This window comes from Streptomyces sp. NPDC001890, from assembly GCF_042891445.1.
Lineage (GTDB): Bacteria > Actinomycetota > Actinomycetes > Streptomycetales > Streptomycetaceae > Streptomyces.
In genome coordinates, this window is record NZ_JBIATE010000002.1 from 1084116 (window position 1) to 1099685 (window position 15570).

15 protein-coding genes are annotated in these 15570 nt (G+C 70.7%); 12 read left to right on the forward strand and 3 right to left on the reverse strand.

Annotated elements, in window-relative coordinates; genetic code table 11:
- Positions 1-171 precede the first annotated feature (171 nt).
- The 7 genes from ACFYY1_RS11040 (at position 172) to ACFYY1_RS11070 (ending at position 8407) form a co-directional block, all read left to right on the forward strand.
- Positions 172-954 (forward strand): enhanced serine sensitivity protein SseB C-terminal domain-containing protein, encoded by a 783-nt coding sequence (locus tag ACFYY1_RS11040; protein WP_388583322.1) that lies wholly within the window; start codon positions 172-174, stop codon positions 952-954.
- A gap of 439 nt (positions 955-1393) precedes the next feature.
- On the forward strand, positions 1394-2398 hold the full coding sequence (locus tag ACFYY1_RS11045; protein WP_388583324.1) for an ABC transporter permease: 1005 nt from the start codon (positions 1394-1396) through the stop codon (positions 2396-2398).
- Positions 2399-2493: 95 nt separating this feature from the next.
- A complete protein-coding gene (locus tag ACFYY1_RS11050) occupies positions 2494-4266 on the forward strand; it encodes an ABC transporter substrate-binding protein (RefSeq protein WP_388583326.1) in 1773 nt (590 codons plus the stop codon).
- A 144-nt stretch (positions 4267-4410) separates the two neighbouring features.
- Positions 4411-5412 (forward strand): ABC transporter permease, encoded by a 1002-nt coding sequence (locus tag ACFYY1_RS11055; RefSeq protein ID WP_266733542.1) that lies wholly within the window; start codon positions 4411-4413, stop codon positions 5410-5412.
- A complete protein-coding gene (locus ACFYY1_RS11060) occupies positions 5409-6509 on the forward strand; it encodes an ABC transporter ATP-binding protein (protein ID WP_376623140.1) in 1101 nt (366 codons plus the stop codon). Before ACFYY1_RS11055 ends, ACFYY1_RS11060 begins: the two co-directional genes overlap by 4 nt.
- A gap of 35 nt (positions 6510-6544) precedes the next feature.
- Positions 6545-7729, forward strand: coding sequence for an ABC transporter ATP-binding protein (locus tag ACFYY1_RS11065; RefSeq protein ID WP_388583501.1), 1185 nt, complete (start codon positions 6545-6547; stop codon positions 7727-7729).
- A gap of 18 nt (positions 7730-7747) precedes the next feature.
- On the forward strand, positions 7748-8407 hold the full coding sequence (locus tag ACFYY1_RS11070; protein WP_388583329.1) for a trimeric intracellular cation channel family protein: 660 nt from the start codon (positions 7748-7750) through the stop codon (positions 8405-8407).
- Between the two features lie 148 nt (positions 8408-8555).
- On the opposite strand, the gene ACFYY1_RS11075 is transcribed toward ACFYY1_RS11070, so the two are convergent.
- Together ACFYY1_RS11075 and ACFYY1_RS11080 are read right to left on the reverse strand one after the other, a co-directional pair.
- Positions 8556-10316: a hypothetical protein gene (locus ACFYY1_RS11075; protein ID WP_388583331.1), complete on the reverse strand. Its 1761-nt coding sequence runs from the start codon at positions 10314-10316 to the stop codon at positions 8556-8558.
- Positions 10313-10957 (reverse strand): ABC transporter ATP-binding protein, encoded by a 645-nt coding sequence (locus ACFYY1_RS11080; protein ID WP_388583333.1) that lies wholly within the window; start codon positions 10955-10957, stop codon positions 10313-10315. The genes ACFYY1_RS11075 and ACFYY1_RS11080 overlap by 4 nt, the downstream gene beginning before the upstream one ends.
- A 142-nt stretch (positions 10958-11099) precedes the next feature.
- Here ACFYY1_RS11080 and ACFYY1_RS11085 point away from each other — a divergent pair, with 142 nt between their 5' ends.
- Both ACFYY1_RS11085 and ACFYY1_RS11090 read left to right on the forward strand, forming a co-directional pair.
- Entirely contained in the window at positions 11100-11966 is an 867-nt protein-coding gene (locus ACFYY1_RS11085) for a thioesterase family protein (protein WP_388583335.1), read from the forward strand.
- Positions 11967-12028: 62 nt separating this feature from the next.
- Positions 12029-13000: a helix-turn-helix transcriptional regulator gene (locus ACFYY1_RS11090; RefSeq protein WP_388583337.1), complete on the forward strand. Its 972-nt coding sequence runs from the start codon at positions 12029-12031 to the stop codon at positions 12998-13000.
- Between the two features lie 15 nt (positions 13001-13015).
- Here ACFYY1_RS11090 and ACFYY1_RS11095 read toward each other — a convergent pair whose 3' ends face one another.
- Positions 13016-13657: a TetR family transcriptional regulator gene (locus ACFYY1_RS11095; protein ID WP_388583339.1), complete on the reverse strand. Its 642-nt coding sequence runs from the start codon at positions 13655-13657 to the stop codon at positions 13016-13018.
- Positions 13658-13774: 117 nt separating this feature from the next.
- Here ACFYY1_RS11095 and ACFYY1_RS11100 point away from each other — a divergent pair, with 117 nt between their 5' ends.
- From ACFYY1_RS11100 to ACFYY1_RS11110, 3 genes are all read left to right on the forward strand, one after another.
- Entirely contained in the window at positions 13775-13936 is a 162-nt protein-coding gene (locus ACFYY1_RS11100) for a hypothetical protein (protein ID WP_266729559.1), read from the forward strand.
- A gap of 62 nt (positions 13937-13998) precedes the next feature.
- Positions 13999-14340, forward strand: coding sequence for a DUF4190 domain-containing protein (locus ACFYY1_RS11105; RefSeq protein WP_388583341.1), 342 nt, complete (start codon positions 13999-14001; stop codon positions 14338-14340).
- Positions 14341-14538: 198 nt separating this feature from the next.
- Entirely contained in the window at positions 14539-15549 is a 1011-nt protein-coding gene (locus ACFYY1_RS11110; RefSeq protein WP_388583343.1) for a helix-turn-helix domain-containing protein, read from the forward strand.
- Positions 15550-15570 lie beyond the last annotated feature (21 nt).

The following is a 15570-nucleotide window of genomic DNA, read 5'->3' on the forward strand; positions in this document are numbered from 1 at the left end:
CTGCCGGACGCCCGGGGGCCGGTCCGTGGAACAGCGTTTCGACCCATGGCGTCAAGTCGGTGTCAGGACCGGCGCATAAGCTGGTTTCATGGCTGGTGCCTCGGCATCATGCCGCACCCGTGTGCCCGGGGCGGCGGGCCGACACAGTGGATCGAAGAGGGGCGGGACCAGGTGAGTGCGTCAGGCACCGCGGCGGCCGGGCAGGTCGAGCACATGCTGCGCCAAGTGACGCCCGGGCGCTACGACGCGTACGAGGCGCTGCTGCAGGCCCTCGCGAACGGCCGGATCTGGATGCTCCTCTGGCAGGGCCAGGCGGGCTCGCCCGACGCCCAGTACGGAAACATGGAGGTCGACGGCCTCGGCTACGCCCCCTGCGTGACCTCCGCCCAGGAGCTCTCGGTCAGCGGCTGGAACCGCGCCCACGAGCTGGTCGGCGGCCGGGACATCGCCCGCGCGCTCTTCCCCGACCGCTGGGGCATCTGGCTCAATCCGCATGCCCCGGGCGGCGGCGTGGGCATCCCCTGGCTGGACCTGCGCCGGATCGCCACCGGCCTCGACCGGATGCCCGCGGGCCCGCTCCGGCTCACCGAGCCGGCCATCGAGATCCCGCAGTTCTACGCCCTGCTCACGCAGAACGCCCACCACACCCCGGCGATCCGCTCGCTGCGCCGCGCCTGGGTGCAGCCCGCGCTCGGCGTCCCGTACCTCACCATCGGCCTCGATCTCTACGACACGAGCCCGCCCTCGGTGGACGCGGCGCGCGCGATGATGCAGCAGTCGGTCTCCGCCGTCCCGGAGGGGCTGCCCGTCTCCACCGTCGCGATGTCCGACGAGTACGACCCGGTGGCGATGTGGCTGCGCGCCAACGCCCGCCCGTTCTACGACCGCGAGGCGCACGCCCCGGCGGCGGCCCCCGTCCCGGGCTACGGCTACCCGCCGCAGGGCGCGTACTGACTCGTCCGGGGCCGCTCCGTCCCCACCGTCCGGATTGCCCGCGTACGGTCAGGATTTCCGTAACGCGACCGTAAGACACCAACTCCCCGAATGTGCACGTGTGTTCACCCGCCCGCTGCCTCATCCGGCCGCCCATGTCCGAGATTTCCGTGCTCGGCATGTCTGGTGGTGAATGCGACCCGAATCCGCTCGCATGCCCCCCTTCCGCATCAACTGACCTGTGTTCGGCGGGCGTTCACATCCGTCCGGATAACGGAACACCCCAGAGCGCATCACGGTTAGGCATCCATTCGTCTGTCGGTATGGCTACCAGTCGTAACAGCAATGAAGACTCCCGCAGCAAGGGCGTCTTGCCGCCTCTGCGTACGACTGACTGATCGCGCCGCCACAGCGGCCAGTTCGGCCCGGCCACCGCCGGTTGAGAGGGGTCCTTGCCACGATGACGGCACCACTGCACGAGCCGACCAAGGAAGCGGATCCTGTCGCGGCCGACGGTCCCGCAGTCGACTCCGGAGTGAAGAAGGTCGAGGGACGGTCTCTCAAGCAGATCGCCTGGAACCGCCTGAAGCAGGACAAGGTCGCTCTGACGGGTGGCATCGTTGTCCTCGTCCTGGTCGTGGTGGCGGTCTTCGCGCCGCTGATCGTGAGCCTGCTCGGGCACCCGCCGAACGAGTTCCACCAGGACAAGCTCGACCCGCTGACCAATCTCCCCACGGGCAGCCTCGGCGGCGTGAGCGGCGACTTCCTCTTCGGCGTCGAGCCGAACAAGGGGCGCGACGTCTTCAGCCGGATCGTCTACGGCGCCCGGATCTCGCTGCTCGTGGCCTTCCTGGCGGCCCTGGTCGCCGTCGCCCTGGGCACCCTCTTCGGGATCATCGCCGGATACTTCGGCGGCTGGGTGGACGCGCTGATCAGCCGCGTCATGGACGTGCTGCTCTCCTTCCCGCAGCTCCTCTTCATCATCTCCCTGGTCTCGGTCCTCCCCGACGATCTGCTCGGCCTCACCGGCAGCGGCGTCCGCATCGCCGTACTGGTCGCCGTCATCGGCTTCTTCGGCTGGCCGTACGTCGGACGCATCGTCCGCGGGCAGACCCTCTCGCTGCGCGAGCGCGAGTACGTGGAGGCGGCACGCAGCCTGGGCGGCGGGCGGACGCACATCCTCTTCCGTGAGCTGCTGCCCAACCTGGTGGCGCCGATCACCGTCTACGCGACGCTGATGATCCCCACCAACATCCTCACCGAGGCGGCCCTCAGCTTCCTCGGCGCCGGTGTCCGGCCGCCGACGGCCTCCTGGGGCGGAATGCTGCGGGACGCCCTGGAGACGTACGAGCACGACCCGATGTTCATGGTCTTCCCCGGCGTGACGATCTTCATCACCGTGCTGGCCTTCAACCTCTTCGGGGACGGGCTGCGCGACGCCCTGGACCCCAAGGGGACCCGATAGCCCACGACTTGCCCCTGCCGCATCGTCAGGTGGCTCTTCCCATGGTTCTCCGGCAAGCAACGGCCTGGGACCGCGATCTCGGAGGTTACGAGAAAATGTCCACAGTCACCTCGAAACGACGGCTCACCGCAGGTGCGGCCCTCGTGGTCGCGGCGCTGATGACCACCACGGCGTGCGGCGGCGACAGCGAGAACGAAGGCGGCGGCAGCTCGAAGGGCGCCGGCTTCAACGCGGCGTTCAACAAGGTCGCCAACCCGTCCACCAAAAAGGGTGGAACGCTGAAGATGGTCGGCAAGCAGGACCTGGACTCCGCCGACCCCCAGCGTGCCTACTACGGCATGGCCTGGGACTTCATGCGCTTCTACACCCGCCAGCTGGTCTCGTACGACACCAAGCCGGGTGCGGCCTCCACCAAGCTGGTCGGCGACCTGGCCACCGGCCCCGGTGAGATCACCGACGGCGGCAAGACCTACACGTACAAGCTGCGTGACGGCCTGACCTGGGAGGACGGCTCCAAGCTGACCTCCAAGGACGTCAAGTACGGCATCGAGCGCATCTGGGCGACGGACACCATCACCGGTGGCCCGCAGTACCTGATGCAGACGCTGGACCCCAAGGGCGAGTACAAGGGCCCCTACAAGGACAAGTCCGCGGACAAGCTCGGCCTCAAGGCGATCGAGACGCCCGACGACAACACCATCGTCTTCAAGCTGCCCAAGCCCAACGGTGACTTCGAGCAGTTCCTCGCCATGCCGTCCGGCTCGCCCGTGAAGGCGGACAAGGACACCGGCGCGAAGTACACCCAGCGCCCGTTCTCCTCCGGCCCGTACAAGTTCGAGGAGTACAAGCCGGGCAAGAGCATCGTGCTCGTCCGCAACGACAAGTGGCAGAAGGCGTCCGACCCGCTGCGCGCCGCGCTCCCGGACAAGGTCACCGTGACGATCTCCGCCAACCTGGAGGAGAACGACAAGAAGCTGATGGAGGGCGACTACGACGTCGACCTCAACGGCACCGGCATGACCCAGTCCGGCCGCGTCACCGCCGTCCAGAAGTACAAGGACAGCGTCGACAACATGCAGACGTCCTTCGTCCGCTACGTCGCGCTCGTCCACACCGCGAAGCCGCTGGACGACGTCCACTGCCGCAAGGCCGTCTTCTACGCCACCGACTTCGCCGGTCTCCAGCAGACCCGCGGTGGCGAGATCGCCGGTGGTGCGATCGCCAACAGCACCCTGCCGGTCTCCATCAAGGGCCACAGCGACTACGACCCGTACGGCGTCCTCGCCCGCAAGGGCAAGCCGGACCTCGCCAAGGCCAAGGACGAGCTGAAGCAGTGCGGTCACCCGACCGGCTTCTCCACCAAGCTCACCGCCCGCAACAACAACCCGGGCGAGGTCGACGCCGCCGAGGCGCTCCAGGAGCAGCTCGGCAAGGTCGGCATCAAGATCGAGGTCGACCCGCTCGACGGCGCCGAGGCGTCCAGCATCACCGGCTCGCCGTCCGTCGTGAAGAAGCGCGGCTACGGCATGACGATGAGCGGCTGGGGCCCGGACTTCCCGTCCGGCCAGGGCTTCGGTCAGCCGCTGTGGGACAGCCGGTTCCTCGCGGACACCGGTAACTACAACGAGTCGCAGATCAACGACCCGGCGATCGACAAGATCTTCGACCGGGCGATCGCGGAGACCGACCCGGTCAAGGCCGGCGAGATCTACAAGGAGCTCGACAAGCGGATCCTCGACCAGGCCGACTGGATGCCCTTCATCTACGAGAAGAACATCACCTGGCGCGGCAATCGTCTGACGAACGCCTACATGTCCGACGCCTACAACGGCCGTTACGACTACGTCTCGCTCGGCGTCGTCAAGTAGTCGCTGTAGTCAACAGCATTCGCAGTCAACCCTGTTGACTGTTCCACCGCCGCCGAAACCCGCCAGTCCGAAGGGCAGGTGAGGGCCGGGGCGGTGGCCGGGAGCCCCCACAAGGGGTTCCCGGCCACCGCCGGGCCGCACACAGTGCTTGCTTATCTCATCCGGCGCCTGTTCGCCGTAGTCATCATGGTGCTCGTCGTACTGCTCGCGACGTTCACCATCTTCTTCATGCTGCCCAAGTGGGCGGGTCAGGACGTCGCAGTCCTCTTCGCCGGCAAGGCCACGGGTGTCGAGCAGCTCCAGGGCATCCGGATCAAACTGGGTCTCGACGACCCCCTCCTCGTCCAGTTCTGGGACTTCGTCAAGGGCATCCCGATGGGGCGCGACTACGCGAACGGTGCCGATGTCACCCACTGCGCGGCGCCCTGCTTCGGCTACTCCTTCCGCACGGAGGTCCCCGTCTGGACCACCCTCAAGGACGCGCTGCCCGTGACCGGCGCGCTCGCCGCCGGTGCCTGCGTGCTGTGGCTCCTCGGCGGCGTCGCCACCGGTGTGGTGTCCGCGCTCCGGCGCGGCAGCATCTGGGACCGCGCCGCGATGACCACCGCGCTCGCCGGTGTCTCGCTGCCGATCTTCTTCACCGGCATGGTCGCCATGGGCCTGTTCGTGCACAACTTCGGCTGGGTGAAGATCGCCGACAACCTCTCCACGGACGACGGCATCGGCACCTGGTTCCAGACGCTGATCCTGCCGTGGATCGTGCTCGCCTTCCTGAACGCCGCGATGTACGCCCGCCTCACCAGAGCCACCATGCTCGAAGTGCTCGGCGAGGACTACATCCGCACCGCCCGTGCCAAGGGCCTGGGCGAGGGCACCGTCATCACCCGGCACGCCCTGCGGTCCGCGATGACGCCGATCCTCACCGTCTTCGGCCTCGACATCGGCGTGCTCCTCGGTGGCGCGGTCCTCACCGAGTCCACGTTCAACCTGCCCGGTCTCGGGCTCGCCGCGGTCCAGGCGATCAGCAACAAGGACCTGCCGGTGATTCTCGGCGTCACCCTGTTCGCGGCTCTCGCGATCGCCGTCGCCAACCTCGTCGTCGACATCATGTACGCCGTCATCGACCCGCGAGTGAGGCTGGGATGACCGAACTGCACAAGAGCGGTGCCGCGCTGGGCGAACCCTCCCCGGCCGGCTCGCCCGCTCCGACCGCCTTCCTCGAAGTGCGCGACCTCAAGGTGCACTTCCCGACCGACGACGGCCTGGTCAAGTCCGTCGACGGGCTCAACTTCCAGCTGGAGAAGGGCAAGACCCTCGGCATCGTCGGCGAGTCCGGCTCCGGCAAGTCGGTCACCTCGCTCGGCATCATGGGCCTGCACACCGCCGGCCAGTACGGCAAGCGCAAGGCCCAGGTCTCCGGCGAGATCTGGCTGGACGGCAAGGAACTGCTGTCCGCCGACCCCGACGAGGTCCGCAAGCTGCGCGGCCGCGACATGGCCATGATCTTCCAGGACCCGCTGTCCGCGCTGCACCCGTACTACACGATCGGCAAGCAGATCGTGGAGGCCTACCGGGTCCACCACAGCGTCGACAAGAAGACCGCGCGCAAGCGGGCCGTCGAGATGCTCGACCGGGTCGGCATCCCGCAGCCCGACAAGCGCGTCGACAGCTACCCGCACGAGTTCTCCGGCGGCATGCGCCAGCGCGCGATGATCGCCATGTCGCTGGTCAACAACCCCGAGCTGCTGATCGCCGACGAGCCGACGACCGCGCTGGACGTCACCGTCCAGGCGCAGATCCTCGACCTGATCCGGGACCTGCAGAAGGAGTTCGGCTCCGCGGTCATCATCATCACCCACGACCTGGGCGTGGTGGCCGAGCTCGCCGACGACATCCTCGTGATGTACGGCGGGCGCTGCGTGGAGCGCGGACCGGCCGAGAAGGTGTTCTACGAGCCCCGGCACCCCTACACCTGGGGCCTGCTGGGTTCGATGCCGCGCCTCGACCGCGACCAGACCGACCGGCTCATCCCGGTCAAGGGCTCCCCGCCCTCGCTCATCAACATCCCGTCGGGCTGTGCCTTCAACCCGCGCTGCCCGTACGCGGACGTGCCCAAGGACGACGTCACCCGCACCGTACGGCCCGAGCTCCAGGAGGTCGGCAGCCGGCACTGGGCGGCCTGCCACATGTCGCCGGAGCAGCGGGAGCGTATCTGGACCGAAGAGATTGCGCCCAAGCTGTGAGCGAGGACAAGGCCGTGACGAGCGAGGACAAGGGCGTGGACGTTCCGGCGCAGAGGTCGGCCGGGAGCGGCGCGGCGGCCGGTGACACGGCCGCCCGCGAGGTGCTGCTCAAGGTGACCGGGCTGCAGAAGCACTTCCCCATCAAGAAGGGGATGCTGCAGCGCAACGCCGGAGCCGTGAAGGCCGTCGACGGGATCGACTTCGAGGTGCGCTCGGGCGAGACCCTGGGCGTCGTCGGGGAGTCCGGCTGCGGCAAGTCGACGATGGGCCGGCTGATCACCCGGCTGCTCGAACCCACCGCGGGGAAGATCGAGTTCGAGGGGAGGGACATCACGCACCTCGGTGTGGGCGGCATGCGCCCGATGCGCCGGGACATGCAGATGATCTTCCAGGACCCGTACTCCTCGCTGAACCCGCGGCACACGATCGGCACGATCGTGGGCGCCCCCTTCAAGCTGCAGGGCGTCACGCCCGACGGCGGCGTCAAGAAGGAGGTGCAGCGGCTGCTGGAGGTCGTGGGCCTGAACCCCGAGCACTACAACCGCTACCCGCACGAGTTCTCCGGCGGCCAGCGCCAGCGCATCGGGATCGCCCGCGCCCTGGCGCTCAACCCCAAGCTGGTCGTGGCGGACGAGCCGGTGTCGGCGCTGGACGTGTCGATCCAGGCGCAGGTGGTGAACCTGCTCGACGACCTCCAGAGCGAGCTGGGCCTCACGTACGTGATCATCGCCCATGACCTCTCGGTGGTCCGGCACGTCTCGGACCGGATCGCGGTGATGTACCTCGGTAAGATCGTGGAGCTGGCCGACCGCGAGTCGCTCTACAAGGCGCCGATGCACCCGTACACCAAGGCGCTGCTCTCGGCGGTCCCGATCCCGGACCCGAAGCGCCGTTCGGCCAAGAGCGAGCGGATCCTGCTCAAGGGCGACGTGCCCTCGCCGATCTCGCCGCCCAGCGGATGCCGCTTCCACACCCGGTGCTGGAAGGCGACGGAGGTCTGCAAGACGCAGGAACCGCCGCTGGCCGCGCTGAAGACCGGGCACCAGGTGGCCTGCCACCACCCGGAGAACGCGCCCGACCAGGTGCCCGGTGAGACGGTGACGGCGGCGGCGCGCGAAGCGATCGAGATCGTCGACGTGAGCAAGCCGGCGGCGGACGAGCCGGCGGCGGACGGTGGCGGTGCCTCGCCCGATACGCCGGAGGACAGCACGAAGGAGTAGTACCGGCACAATTGCCCGGTGCTCAACGAACTGTTCACACCCTCCGTCCAGCATGCGCTCGACATCGTCGGAATCTTCGTCTTCGCGATCTCCGGCGCTCTGCTCGCCGTACGCAAGAACTTCGATGTCTTCGGCATCGCGGTGCTCGCCGAGGTGACCGCGCTGGGCGGAGGGCTGTTCCGTGACATCGTCATCGGGGCGGTCCCGCCCGCGGCGTTCACGGATCTCGGCTACTTCACCACCCCGCTCCTCGCCGCCGTCCTGGTGTTCTTCCTGCACCCGCACGTCGAGCGGATCCAGGTGGGCGTCAATGTCTTCGACGCGGCGGGGCTCGGGCTGTTCTGCGTCACGGGCACGGTCAAGGCGTACGACTACGGCCTCGGCCTCACCGCGTCGGCGGCCCTGGGGCTGGCCACCGCGGTCGGCGGCGGTGTGCTGCGTGACGTACTGGCCAACGAGGTGCCCTCGCTGCTGCGGTGGGACCGCGACCTGTACGCGGTGCCCGCCATCGTCGGCGCCGCGACGACCGTCCTGTGCATCCGCTTCGGGGTGCTCGACGCGTTCACCAGCGGCGCCGCCGTGATCGTCGCCTTCGTGCTGCGGCTGCTGTCGATGCGCTACCACTGGCGGGCCCCGCGCGCCTACAACCGGAAGTCCGCGACGGCCGAGGAGAGCTGAGTGATCACCTGAGCCGGGACCGCGGCTTCATGAGGCGGAAGCCGCGGCCGCGGCGATCCGGTGCTGTGATGTGCGACACCCCGTGAGTTCCCCCGAGCCCCGCTGAGTCGCTGGGCCCGTGGCCGGGAGGTTCTTCACCTGGCTCGGATCAGATCAGGTCCTGGTTCGTCCGGCCGCTGCGGGACGTGGAGCCCGCCGACGCGGACGTGTACTTCGGGAAGGTACTGCGGCATTCGTCGCGCACCAGCTTCCGTGCCCGTCCCACCGTCCAGCGGAGCATCAGGGCTGCCAGGAGCCAGCAGATGGCCAGGCGGGCCCAGGGGGCTGCCGCCGGGGGGAGTTCCGTCGGGAGGGGGCCGGACAGGAGCAGGGTCAGGGCGGTGACGCCGGTCAGGGGGCCGACGGCGTACCACAGCATCGAGATGATGGGGCCGGTGTCGGCGAGGAGCGGGCCGCTGTAGAGGACCCAGGCGGGCACGGGTGAGCGGTAGGCGCTCAGCAGGCCGGCGGCGACGAGGACGGGGGCGGCGGCGAGGACGACGAGGGGGGCCGAGGGAAGGCCGGCCAGGGCGAGGGGCACCGCGAGGAGGCCCCCGGTGGCGACGAGCGCGAGGGTCGGTACGAGCGCGTGGGCGAGCGCGATGCGTTCGTAGGGGCGTGGTGACCAGGCCGTGCGTCGTGTGTCGTCGGCGTCCAGCCTGGCCGGCTCCAGCAGGGCGGAGGCGGCGAAGTAGCCGAGCAGGGCGGCGGCCGCGGCCGCGAGGTGGGCCATGCCGCCCCGAATGCCGGCGGAGGCGGAGGCGGCTGCCCCGGCGAGGGCGAGCAGCAGGAGCATGAGGCCGGCCCTTCGGGGGGCCATGAGGAGGGCCACCGTGTCCCGCCAGGCAACGAGAAGGCGAGGAGAGCGCGGCGGGGCGAGCCGCGCGACCCACCGTTCGACGCGCCCGCGGCCGCGGGCCTCCAGGCCGCCGGTCATGGCGAGCCGGACCGAGCGCAGGTCGCCGGCCAGGATGCCGGCCAGAACGCCGCCCGAGGCGCGGGCCCGTGACCGCAGCACGGTGGTGGGCAGTTCCGCGACCGCTTTCCCCGCGTGGGCGAGGGCGGCAGCAGTGGCTGCCAGCAGCAGCACGAGTGCCGCCGGCCACAGGGGGACGTCCTGTCCGGCGGCGGCCAGCACGGGCTGTGCCGCCCAGCCCCAGGGGCCGGACCAGAGCTCCACCGCCTCCAGCATCCTCGCCCGGTGCCCCTGCGCCGCGAGGCCGGCCTGTACGGCGCTCAGCAGCCCGACGAGCAGCAGTATCGGGGTGGCTCGGTGGAGGCGGTCGGCTGCTCGGCGGGACCGTTCGACCACGGCCGCGGCGGCCACGGCCAGCAGGGCCAGGCAGGCCGCGGGGCCCAGGCAGGCGAGGGTGAGCGCGCCGATGTCCCCGAGGTCGGCCGACGCGATGAGCAGGGCGCCGACGAAGCCGATCAGCAGCGCGGCGAGCGTCCAGACGCCGGCGGACAGGATGAACCAGGGCAGCAGCACCGGGCGGCGCCTGACCGGCAGCGCGAGCAGCCAGTCGACGTCCGGCCGGGGCGGCGTCACCGGACCTCGCCACAGGGCGTCCCGCACGGTGACGAGGAGTCCCGCCAGGGCCAGGCAGACCAGGCCGGAGGGCAGCATCCGCGCGATGGCCTCGGCGTGCTCCGTCAGCGGCCGCCGGTGGCCGAGTTCCTGTAAGAGGCCGATGGCGAACAGCCCGTACCAGCCGAGGAGCAGGACCAGGACGACGTAGGCGACGTACCCGAACCGACGGGCGCGGCCGGCGCCGCGCCGGGCCCGCAGCCACGCCCGGGTCTCGGCGGTCCGGTCCACGCCGCCGGGCCGTACGTTCGTCGTGCTCGTCCGTGACGTCATGGTGTTCACGCATCCGCCTCCGTGAACACCTCGCCCGGGCTGCCGTCGGCGACCACCGCCCCGTCCTCCAGGAGGATGACGCGATGCGCCACCCGGGCCAGCTCGCGGTGGTGGGTGGCGAACAGGACCGCGGTGCCGTTGTCGCCCTCGGCGCGCAGCACGTCCGCGAGGCGGACGCGGGCGCGGGGATCGAGGCGTTGCTCCGGCTCGTCGAGGACCAACAGGTCGCGGGGACGCAGCAGCGCCGACGCGAGGAGCATCGCCTGGAGCTGTCCGGAGGACAGCGCGCCGGGCAGCGAGCCCGCGTGGTCCGTGAGCCGCTGCTCGTGCAGAAGCCGGTCGACTTCGCGCCCGGGGACGCCGTGGGCCACGGCGACCAGTTCAAGATGCTGACGCACCGTCAAATCCGGGTAGCAGCTGAGCGCGTCGCCGACCACGGCGACCCGGGCCCGGACACGTGCGTCGTCCTCGCTCATCGGCTCCCCGCCGAACTCGACAGAGCCGGTGGTGGGCCGGTCGCGCCCGCAGGCGATGCGCAGCAAGGTGGACTTTCCCGAGCCGTTCGGGCCGAGCAGGGCCACGATTTCGCCCGCGGCGACCTCCAGGCCGACGGTTCTGAGCGCCTCGCGCTCGCCGAAGGTGCGGCTCACATCCGTAACTGTCAGCAAGGCTGCTCGCACCCTCGTGGCCCCCTCTCGGACAATCCCTGCCGTGCCGGGAACTGAATCTACGGGATCAATGCCACATCAAAAAGCTACCGCTCAGTAATACAATCGGTGTACGGTGCATCGCATGGCACAGGCAGCAGAGCAGTCGGCACAGACCGGACCGGCGACCATCGGGAACAGCGAGTTCGACCGTGACACCGCCGTCACCCTTCGCGAAGAGGGCGTCTACGACGCCGAACTCTCCGCCGGCTGGACGATCATCCATGCCGTCAACGGCGGATACCTGCTGGCCATGCTGGGCCGCGCGCTCGGCCAGGCCCTGCCGCACCCGGACCCCTTCTCCGTCTCGGCGCACTACCTCACCGCGTCCGTGCCCGGCCCGGCGGTGATCCGGACCCAGACCGTCCGCACCGGCCGCACCCTCTCCACCGGCCAGGCCTCCCTCTTCCAGTTCGCGGAGGACGGCACCGAGGTCGAGCGCATCCGGGTCATCGCCACCTACGGCGACCTGGACGGCCTGTCCGACGAGGTCCGCACCTCGGCGAAGCCGCCGGCCATCCCGCCGATGGAGCACTGCCTCGGCCCGAGCGACAACCCGGCCCCGATCCCCGGCAGCTCGGCCATCACCGAGCGGCTCGACATCAAGCTCGACCCGGCGACGGTCGGCTGGGCCATCGGCGCACCCTCCGGCAAGGGCGAGATGCGCGGCTGGTTCGGCCTCGCGGACGGCCGCGACGCCGACCCGCTCTCGCTGCTGCTCACCGTCGACGCGCTGCCGCCCACCTCGTTCGAGCTGGGCCTCAAGGGCTGGACGCCGACCATCGAGCTCACCACGCACATCCGCTGCCGCCCCGCCCCCGGCCCGCTGCGCGTCTCCATCACCACCCGCAACCTCGCGGGCGGCTTCCTGGAGGAGGACGCGGACGTCTGGGACAGCGCGGACCGCCTGGTGGCCCAGTCCCGCCAACTGGCACGCGCACCGCGCGCCTGACGGCCGGCGACGGGGAAGGGGCGGCGGCCGGGAGGAGCCAGTGGCCGGGAGAAGCTGGTGAGGTGAAATCCGACCGGCTGCTCTCGATCCTCCTGCTGCTCCAGACCCGCGGCCTGGTGCCCGCCACCGAACTCGCCGAGCGCCTCGAAGTCTCCGTACGCACCATCTACCGGGACATCGAGGCGCTCTCCGCCTCCGGCGTCCCGGTCTACGCCGAACGCGGGCGGCACGGCGGCATCGCGCTGCTGCCCGGGTTCCGCACCGATGTCACCGGGCTCACCGCCGACGAGGCGCGCGCCCTCTTCGTCCTCGCCGCCGAGGGCGCCCATGCCGCGCTCGGCCTCGACGAGGCGCTCGGCTCCGCGCTGCGCAAGGTGATGGCCGCCCTGCCCGCACCGCACCGGCCCGCCGCCGAACTGACCAGCAGGCGGATCCTGGTCGACCCGGTGCGCTGGATGAGCGGCCCGCGGCCGGCCGTCGATCTGGCCGAACTGCACGAGGCCGTCTTCGCCGACCGGCGGCTGCGGCTGGACTACCGCCACAGCGGTACGAGCACCCCGCGCGGCTACACCGTCGATCCGTACGGCCTCGTCGTGAAGGCGGGCGTCTGGTATCTGGTGGCGGACCTGGACGGGGTGCCCCGGCTCTTCCGGGCCGACCGGGTGCGGCGGGCCGGCCTCGCGGACGAGCCGGTCGTGCGCCGGCCCGGGGTGGAGCTGGCGGACCTGTGGGACGAGCTGCGCAGGCAGGTCGAGGAACGGCCGGGGCGGGTGCGGCTGCGGGTGCGCGTGCACCGCTCCCGGCTCGACCTCTTCGTACGCCTGCACGCCGGGGCGCTGACGGCGCAGCCGCGGCCGGAGGAGAACGAGGACTGGCTGCGGGCCGAGCTGGCCGTCGACTCGGTCGAGTGGGCCCGCTCCCTGCTCTCCTTCGGCCCGAACGTGGAAGTGCTCTCGCCGCCCGAGGCGCGGGACGTCCTCGCCCGCCACGCGGCGGCGGTCGTGGCGCTGTACGGGCAGGCGGGCGCGCCCTGATCCGTACGGGAGGCCCTAAGGGGAGTCGGCTCTGCCGGCGTCGTCCAGCCAGTGCAGCCTGCCGAGGGTGACCAGTCTCAGCCGGCGGCGGGCCACTTCGGCCACCGCCCGCTCGCCGTCCGGTCCCGCGTCCAGCAGCGCCGACGCGGTGAGCACCATGTGGTCGACGTAGAGGCCGCCGAGCATCAGCAGGTCCTCCTCGCTCCACCCCCGGGACTCCGGCTCCTCGGCGAGCGCCGCCGCCACCTCCTCGGCGAACCGCCGCAGTTGGGCCGCTATGGCCGCGCGGACCGGGCCGACGCCGCCGTGCTGTTCGCGGGCGATGAACCGGAAGTGCGCGGGCTGTTCGCCGACATGACGCATGATCAGCTCGATGCTGCGGTCCAGACGCTCCTCGCTGTCACCGGTCTCGGCGAGCGTCGCCCCGATCATCCCGTGCAGGCTGCCCAGCGCCTCCTCGACGAGTGCCACGCCGAGCGCCGCGGTGTCGTCGAAGTGCCGGTAGAAGGCGGTGGGCGTGACGCCCGCGGCCCGGGTCACCTCGCGCAGCCCGAGGCTGCTGAGGCTCTGGTGCTCCAGGAGCCCGAGTGCGGCATCCAGCAGTGCCTGACGGGTTCTCAGCTTCTGGGTCTGGCGGACGCCGACGGTGTGACTCATGCCATTCAGTAAACAACTGTTCTCCGGAGCAGGGAAGCGGTGAACGGGTCTAGACTGACAAGTCAGTGAACAGTCGTACTCTCAAATGCTCGTGGAGAGCCTGCGGAAAGGCTGAACATGATCGTCCTTGTCGTCGCCCTGCTCCTGCTCGGGGTCGTGCTGGGCGCGGTGGCACAGATCCCGCCCGCGCTCTCGCTCGTGCTCGGTGCACTGATCGGCTGCTGGCTGCTGGTCTTCGCCGTACGCGAGCGGGCGGGCGCGCGTCGCCGCTCCTCGTGACCGGCCGCACCGCCGCCGCGGCGCCCTCCGCACCGCACCCCGACCCGAAGGAGCCCGCCCCCATGACGCTCACCACGATCGCCCGCCGCTCCGAAACCGCCGCACGGCCCCTCGCCTCCTGCGACCCGGCCTGCACCCCCGGCCCGGCCGCCCCCGCCCGGCGCCCCACCCGCGACGCCGACGGGCTGGCCGTCGCCTCATTCGTGCTCGGGCTCGTCGGTCTGCTGGTGATGAACATCCTGCTCGGCCCGGCCGCGATCGTCATGGCGGTCATCGCCCTCGTCCGCTCCACCGCCCGCCGCGGCCGAGCCCTGCTCGGGTTCGCGCTCGGCGTCGCCGACCTCGTGGTCCTCGCCTTCCTCGTCACCGGAAACGGCGTCGTCGCCTGGAACTTCGGCGGCTGAACCGGGCGGAGCGGACCCCGCCGCCGCGGTGCGCGGGCCCCGGGACGCCATGCGCCCGCCGTACGCCCCGCCTCGGGCTCGCGGAAACCGTGCCGTCTTCTGATCGCCCGGCAGGGCCGCCCGCATCCTGTTCGATTTCGATCATGGATGGCACAGTGGGCGTGCGTTCGGGGCGGGCTGCGGGGAGGGAGAGGGCGCGTGCTGGAGATAGCAGGGATCGAGGCGGCGGAGGAGCGGGTTTACCGCCACTTGGTGGAGGTACGAGGCGCGGGCGCGGACGAGATCGTCCAACGGCTCCACATCCGGGAACACGAGGCGACGTCGCTTCTGTCCTCCCTGCATGACAAAGGCCTGGTCGGGCGGCTGCCGGGCGACGGCGGCATGCGGTACGTACCCGTCCCGCCGGACGTAGCGCTGCAACCCCTGCTGGCGCGTGGCCAAGAAGCGCTGGAATGGGCGCGCCGTGGAGTGGAACAGCTGGCCGAGGAGTACCGGGCGGGCGGCCGACGCCATGACGCCGGGCAACTGGTCGAGGTGATCACCGGGGCCGGCGCCATCCGTCAGCAGCTGCGCCAACTCGCCTACGGGGCCCGCAGCGACCTGCGGTGGTTCTGCAAGGCCGATCCCGTGGCGCTGCGCGCCCAGGACAACGACGAGGAGTTCGAACTGCTCGCCCAGGGCATCCGCTACGAGGCGATCTACGAACGGGCCTGCCTGGAACAGCCCGGCATGGTCGACAACGTCGCCCAGGGCATCCGCGCCGGTGAAACGGCCCGCGCCACCAGCACACTCCCCGTACGCATGGTCATCGTCGACAGCTCTGTCGCCGTCTGCCCCCTGATGCCGAGCAGCACGACCGGCGCCCGCGGCGAGCCGACCGCCGCGATCATCCGCAGCAGCACTCTCCTGGACGCCCTCGTCGCCCTGTTCGACATCCAGTGGGCTGCGGGGACCCCGCTGCACGTCACGGAGGCGGGCGAGCTGGCCGACTTCGCCGGCGGCATGGGACCGGGCGGCAGTCTCGCCGACGACGAGCGCTACCTGCTCTCCCTGGTCGTCGCGGGCGTGGCGGACAAGGCGATCGCCACCCAACTGCGTGTCAGCCACCGCACGGTGCAGCGCCGGATCACCGCGCTGATGCAGCGGGCGGGCGCGAAGACGCGTACGCAGCTGGTGTGGCAGGCGGCGCGGCGCGACTGGCTGTCGTAGGACGCACGGAAGCCGCGACCG

Coding starts and splice junctions, on each gene's coding strand:
- ACFYY1_RS11050 (WP_388583326.1), top strand. CDS start 2,494: ATGTCCACAGTCACCTCGAAACGACGGCTCACCGCAGGTGCGGCCCTC.
- ACFYY1_RS11105 (WP_388583341.1), top strand. CDS start 13,999: ATGACGCTCACCACGATCGCCCGCCGCTCCGAAACCGCCGCACGGCCC.
- ACFYY1_RS11095 (WP_388583339.1), bottom strand. CDS start 13,657: ATGAGTCACACCGTCGGCGTCCGCCAGACCCAGAAGCTGAGAACCCGT.
- ACFYY1_RS11085 (WP_388583335.1), top strand. CDS start 11,100: ATGGCACAGGCAGCAGAGCAGTCGGCACAGACCGGACCGGCGACCATC.
- ACFYY1_RS11100 (WP_266729559.1), top strand. CDS start 13,775: ATGATCGTCCTTGTCGTCGCCCTGCTCCTGCTCGGGGTCGTGCTGGGC.
- ACFYY1_RS11060 (WP_376623140.1), top strand. CDS start 5,409: ATGACCGAACTGCACAAGAGCGGTGCCGCGCTGGGCGAACCCTCCCCG.
- ACFYY1_RS11045 (WP_388583324.1), top strand. CDS start 1,394: ATGACGGCACCACTGCACGAGCCGACCAAGGAAGCGGATCCTGTCGCG.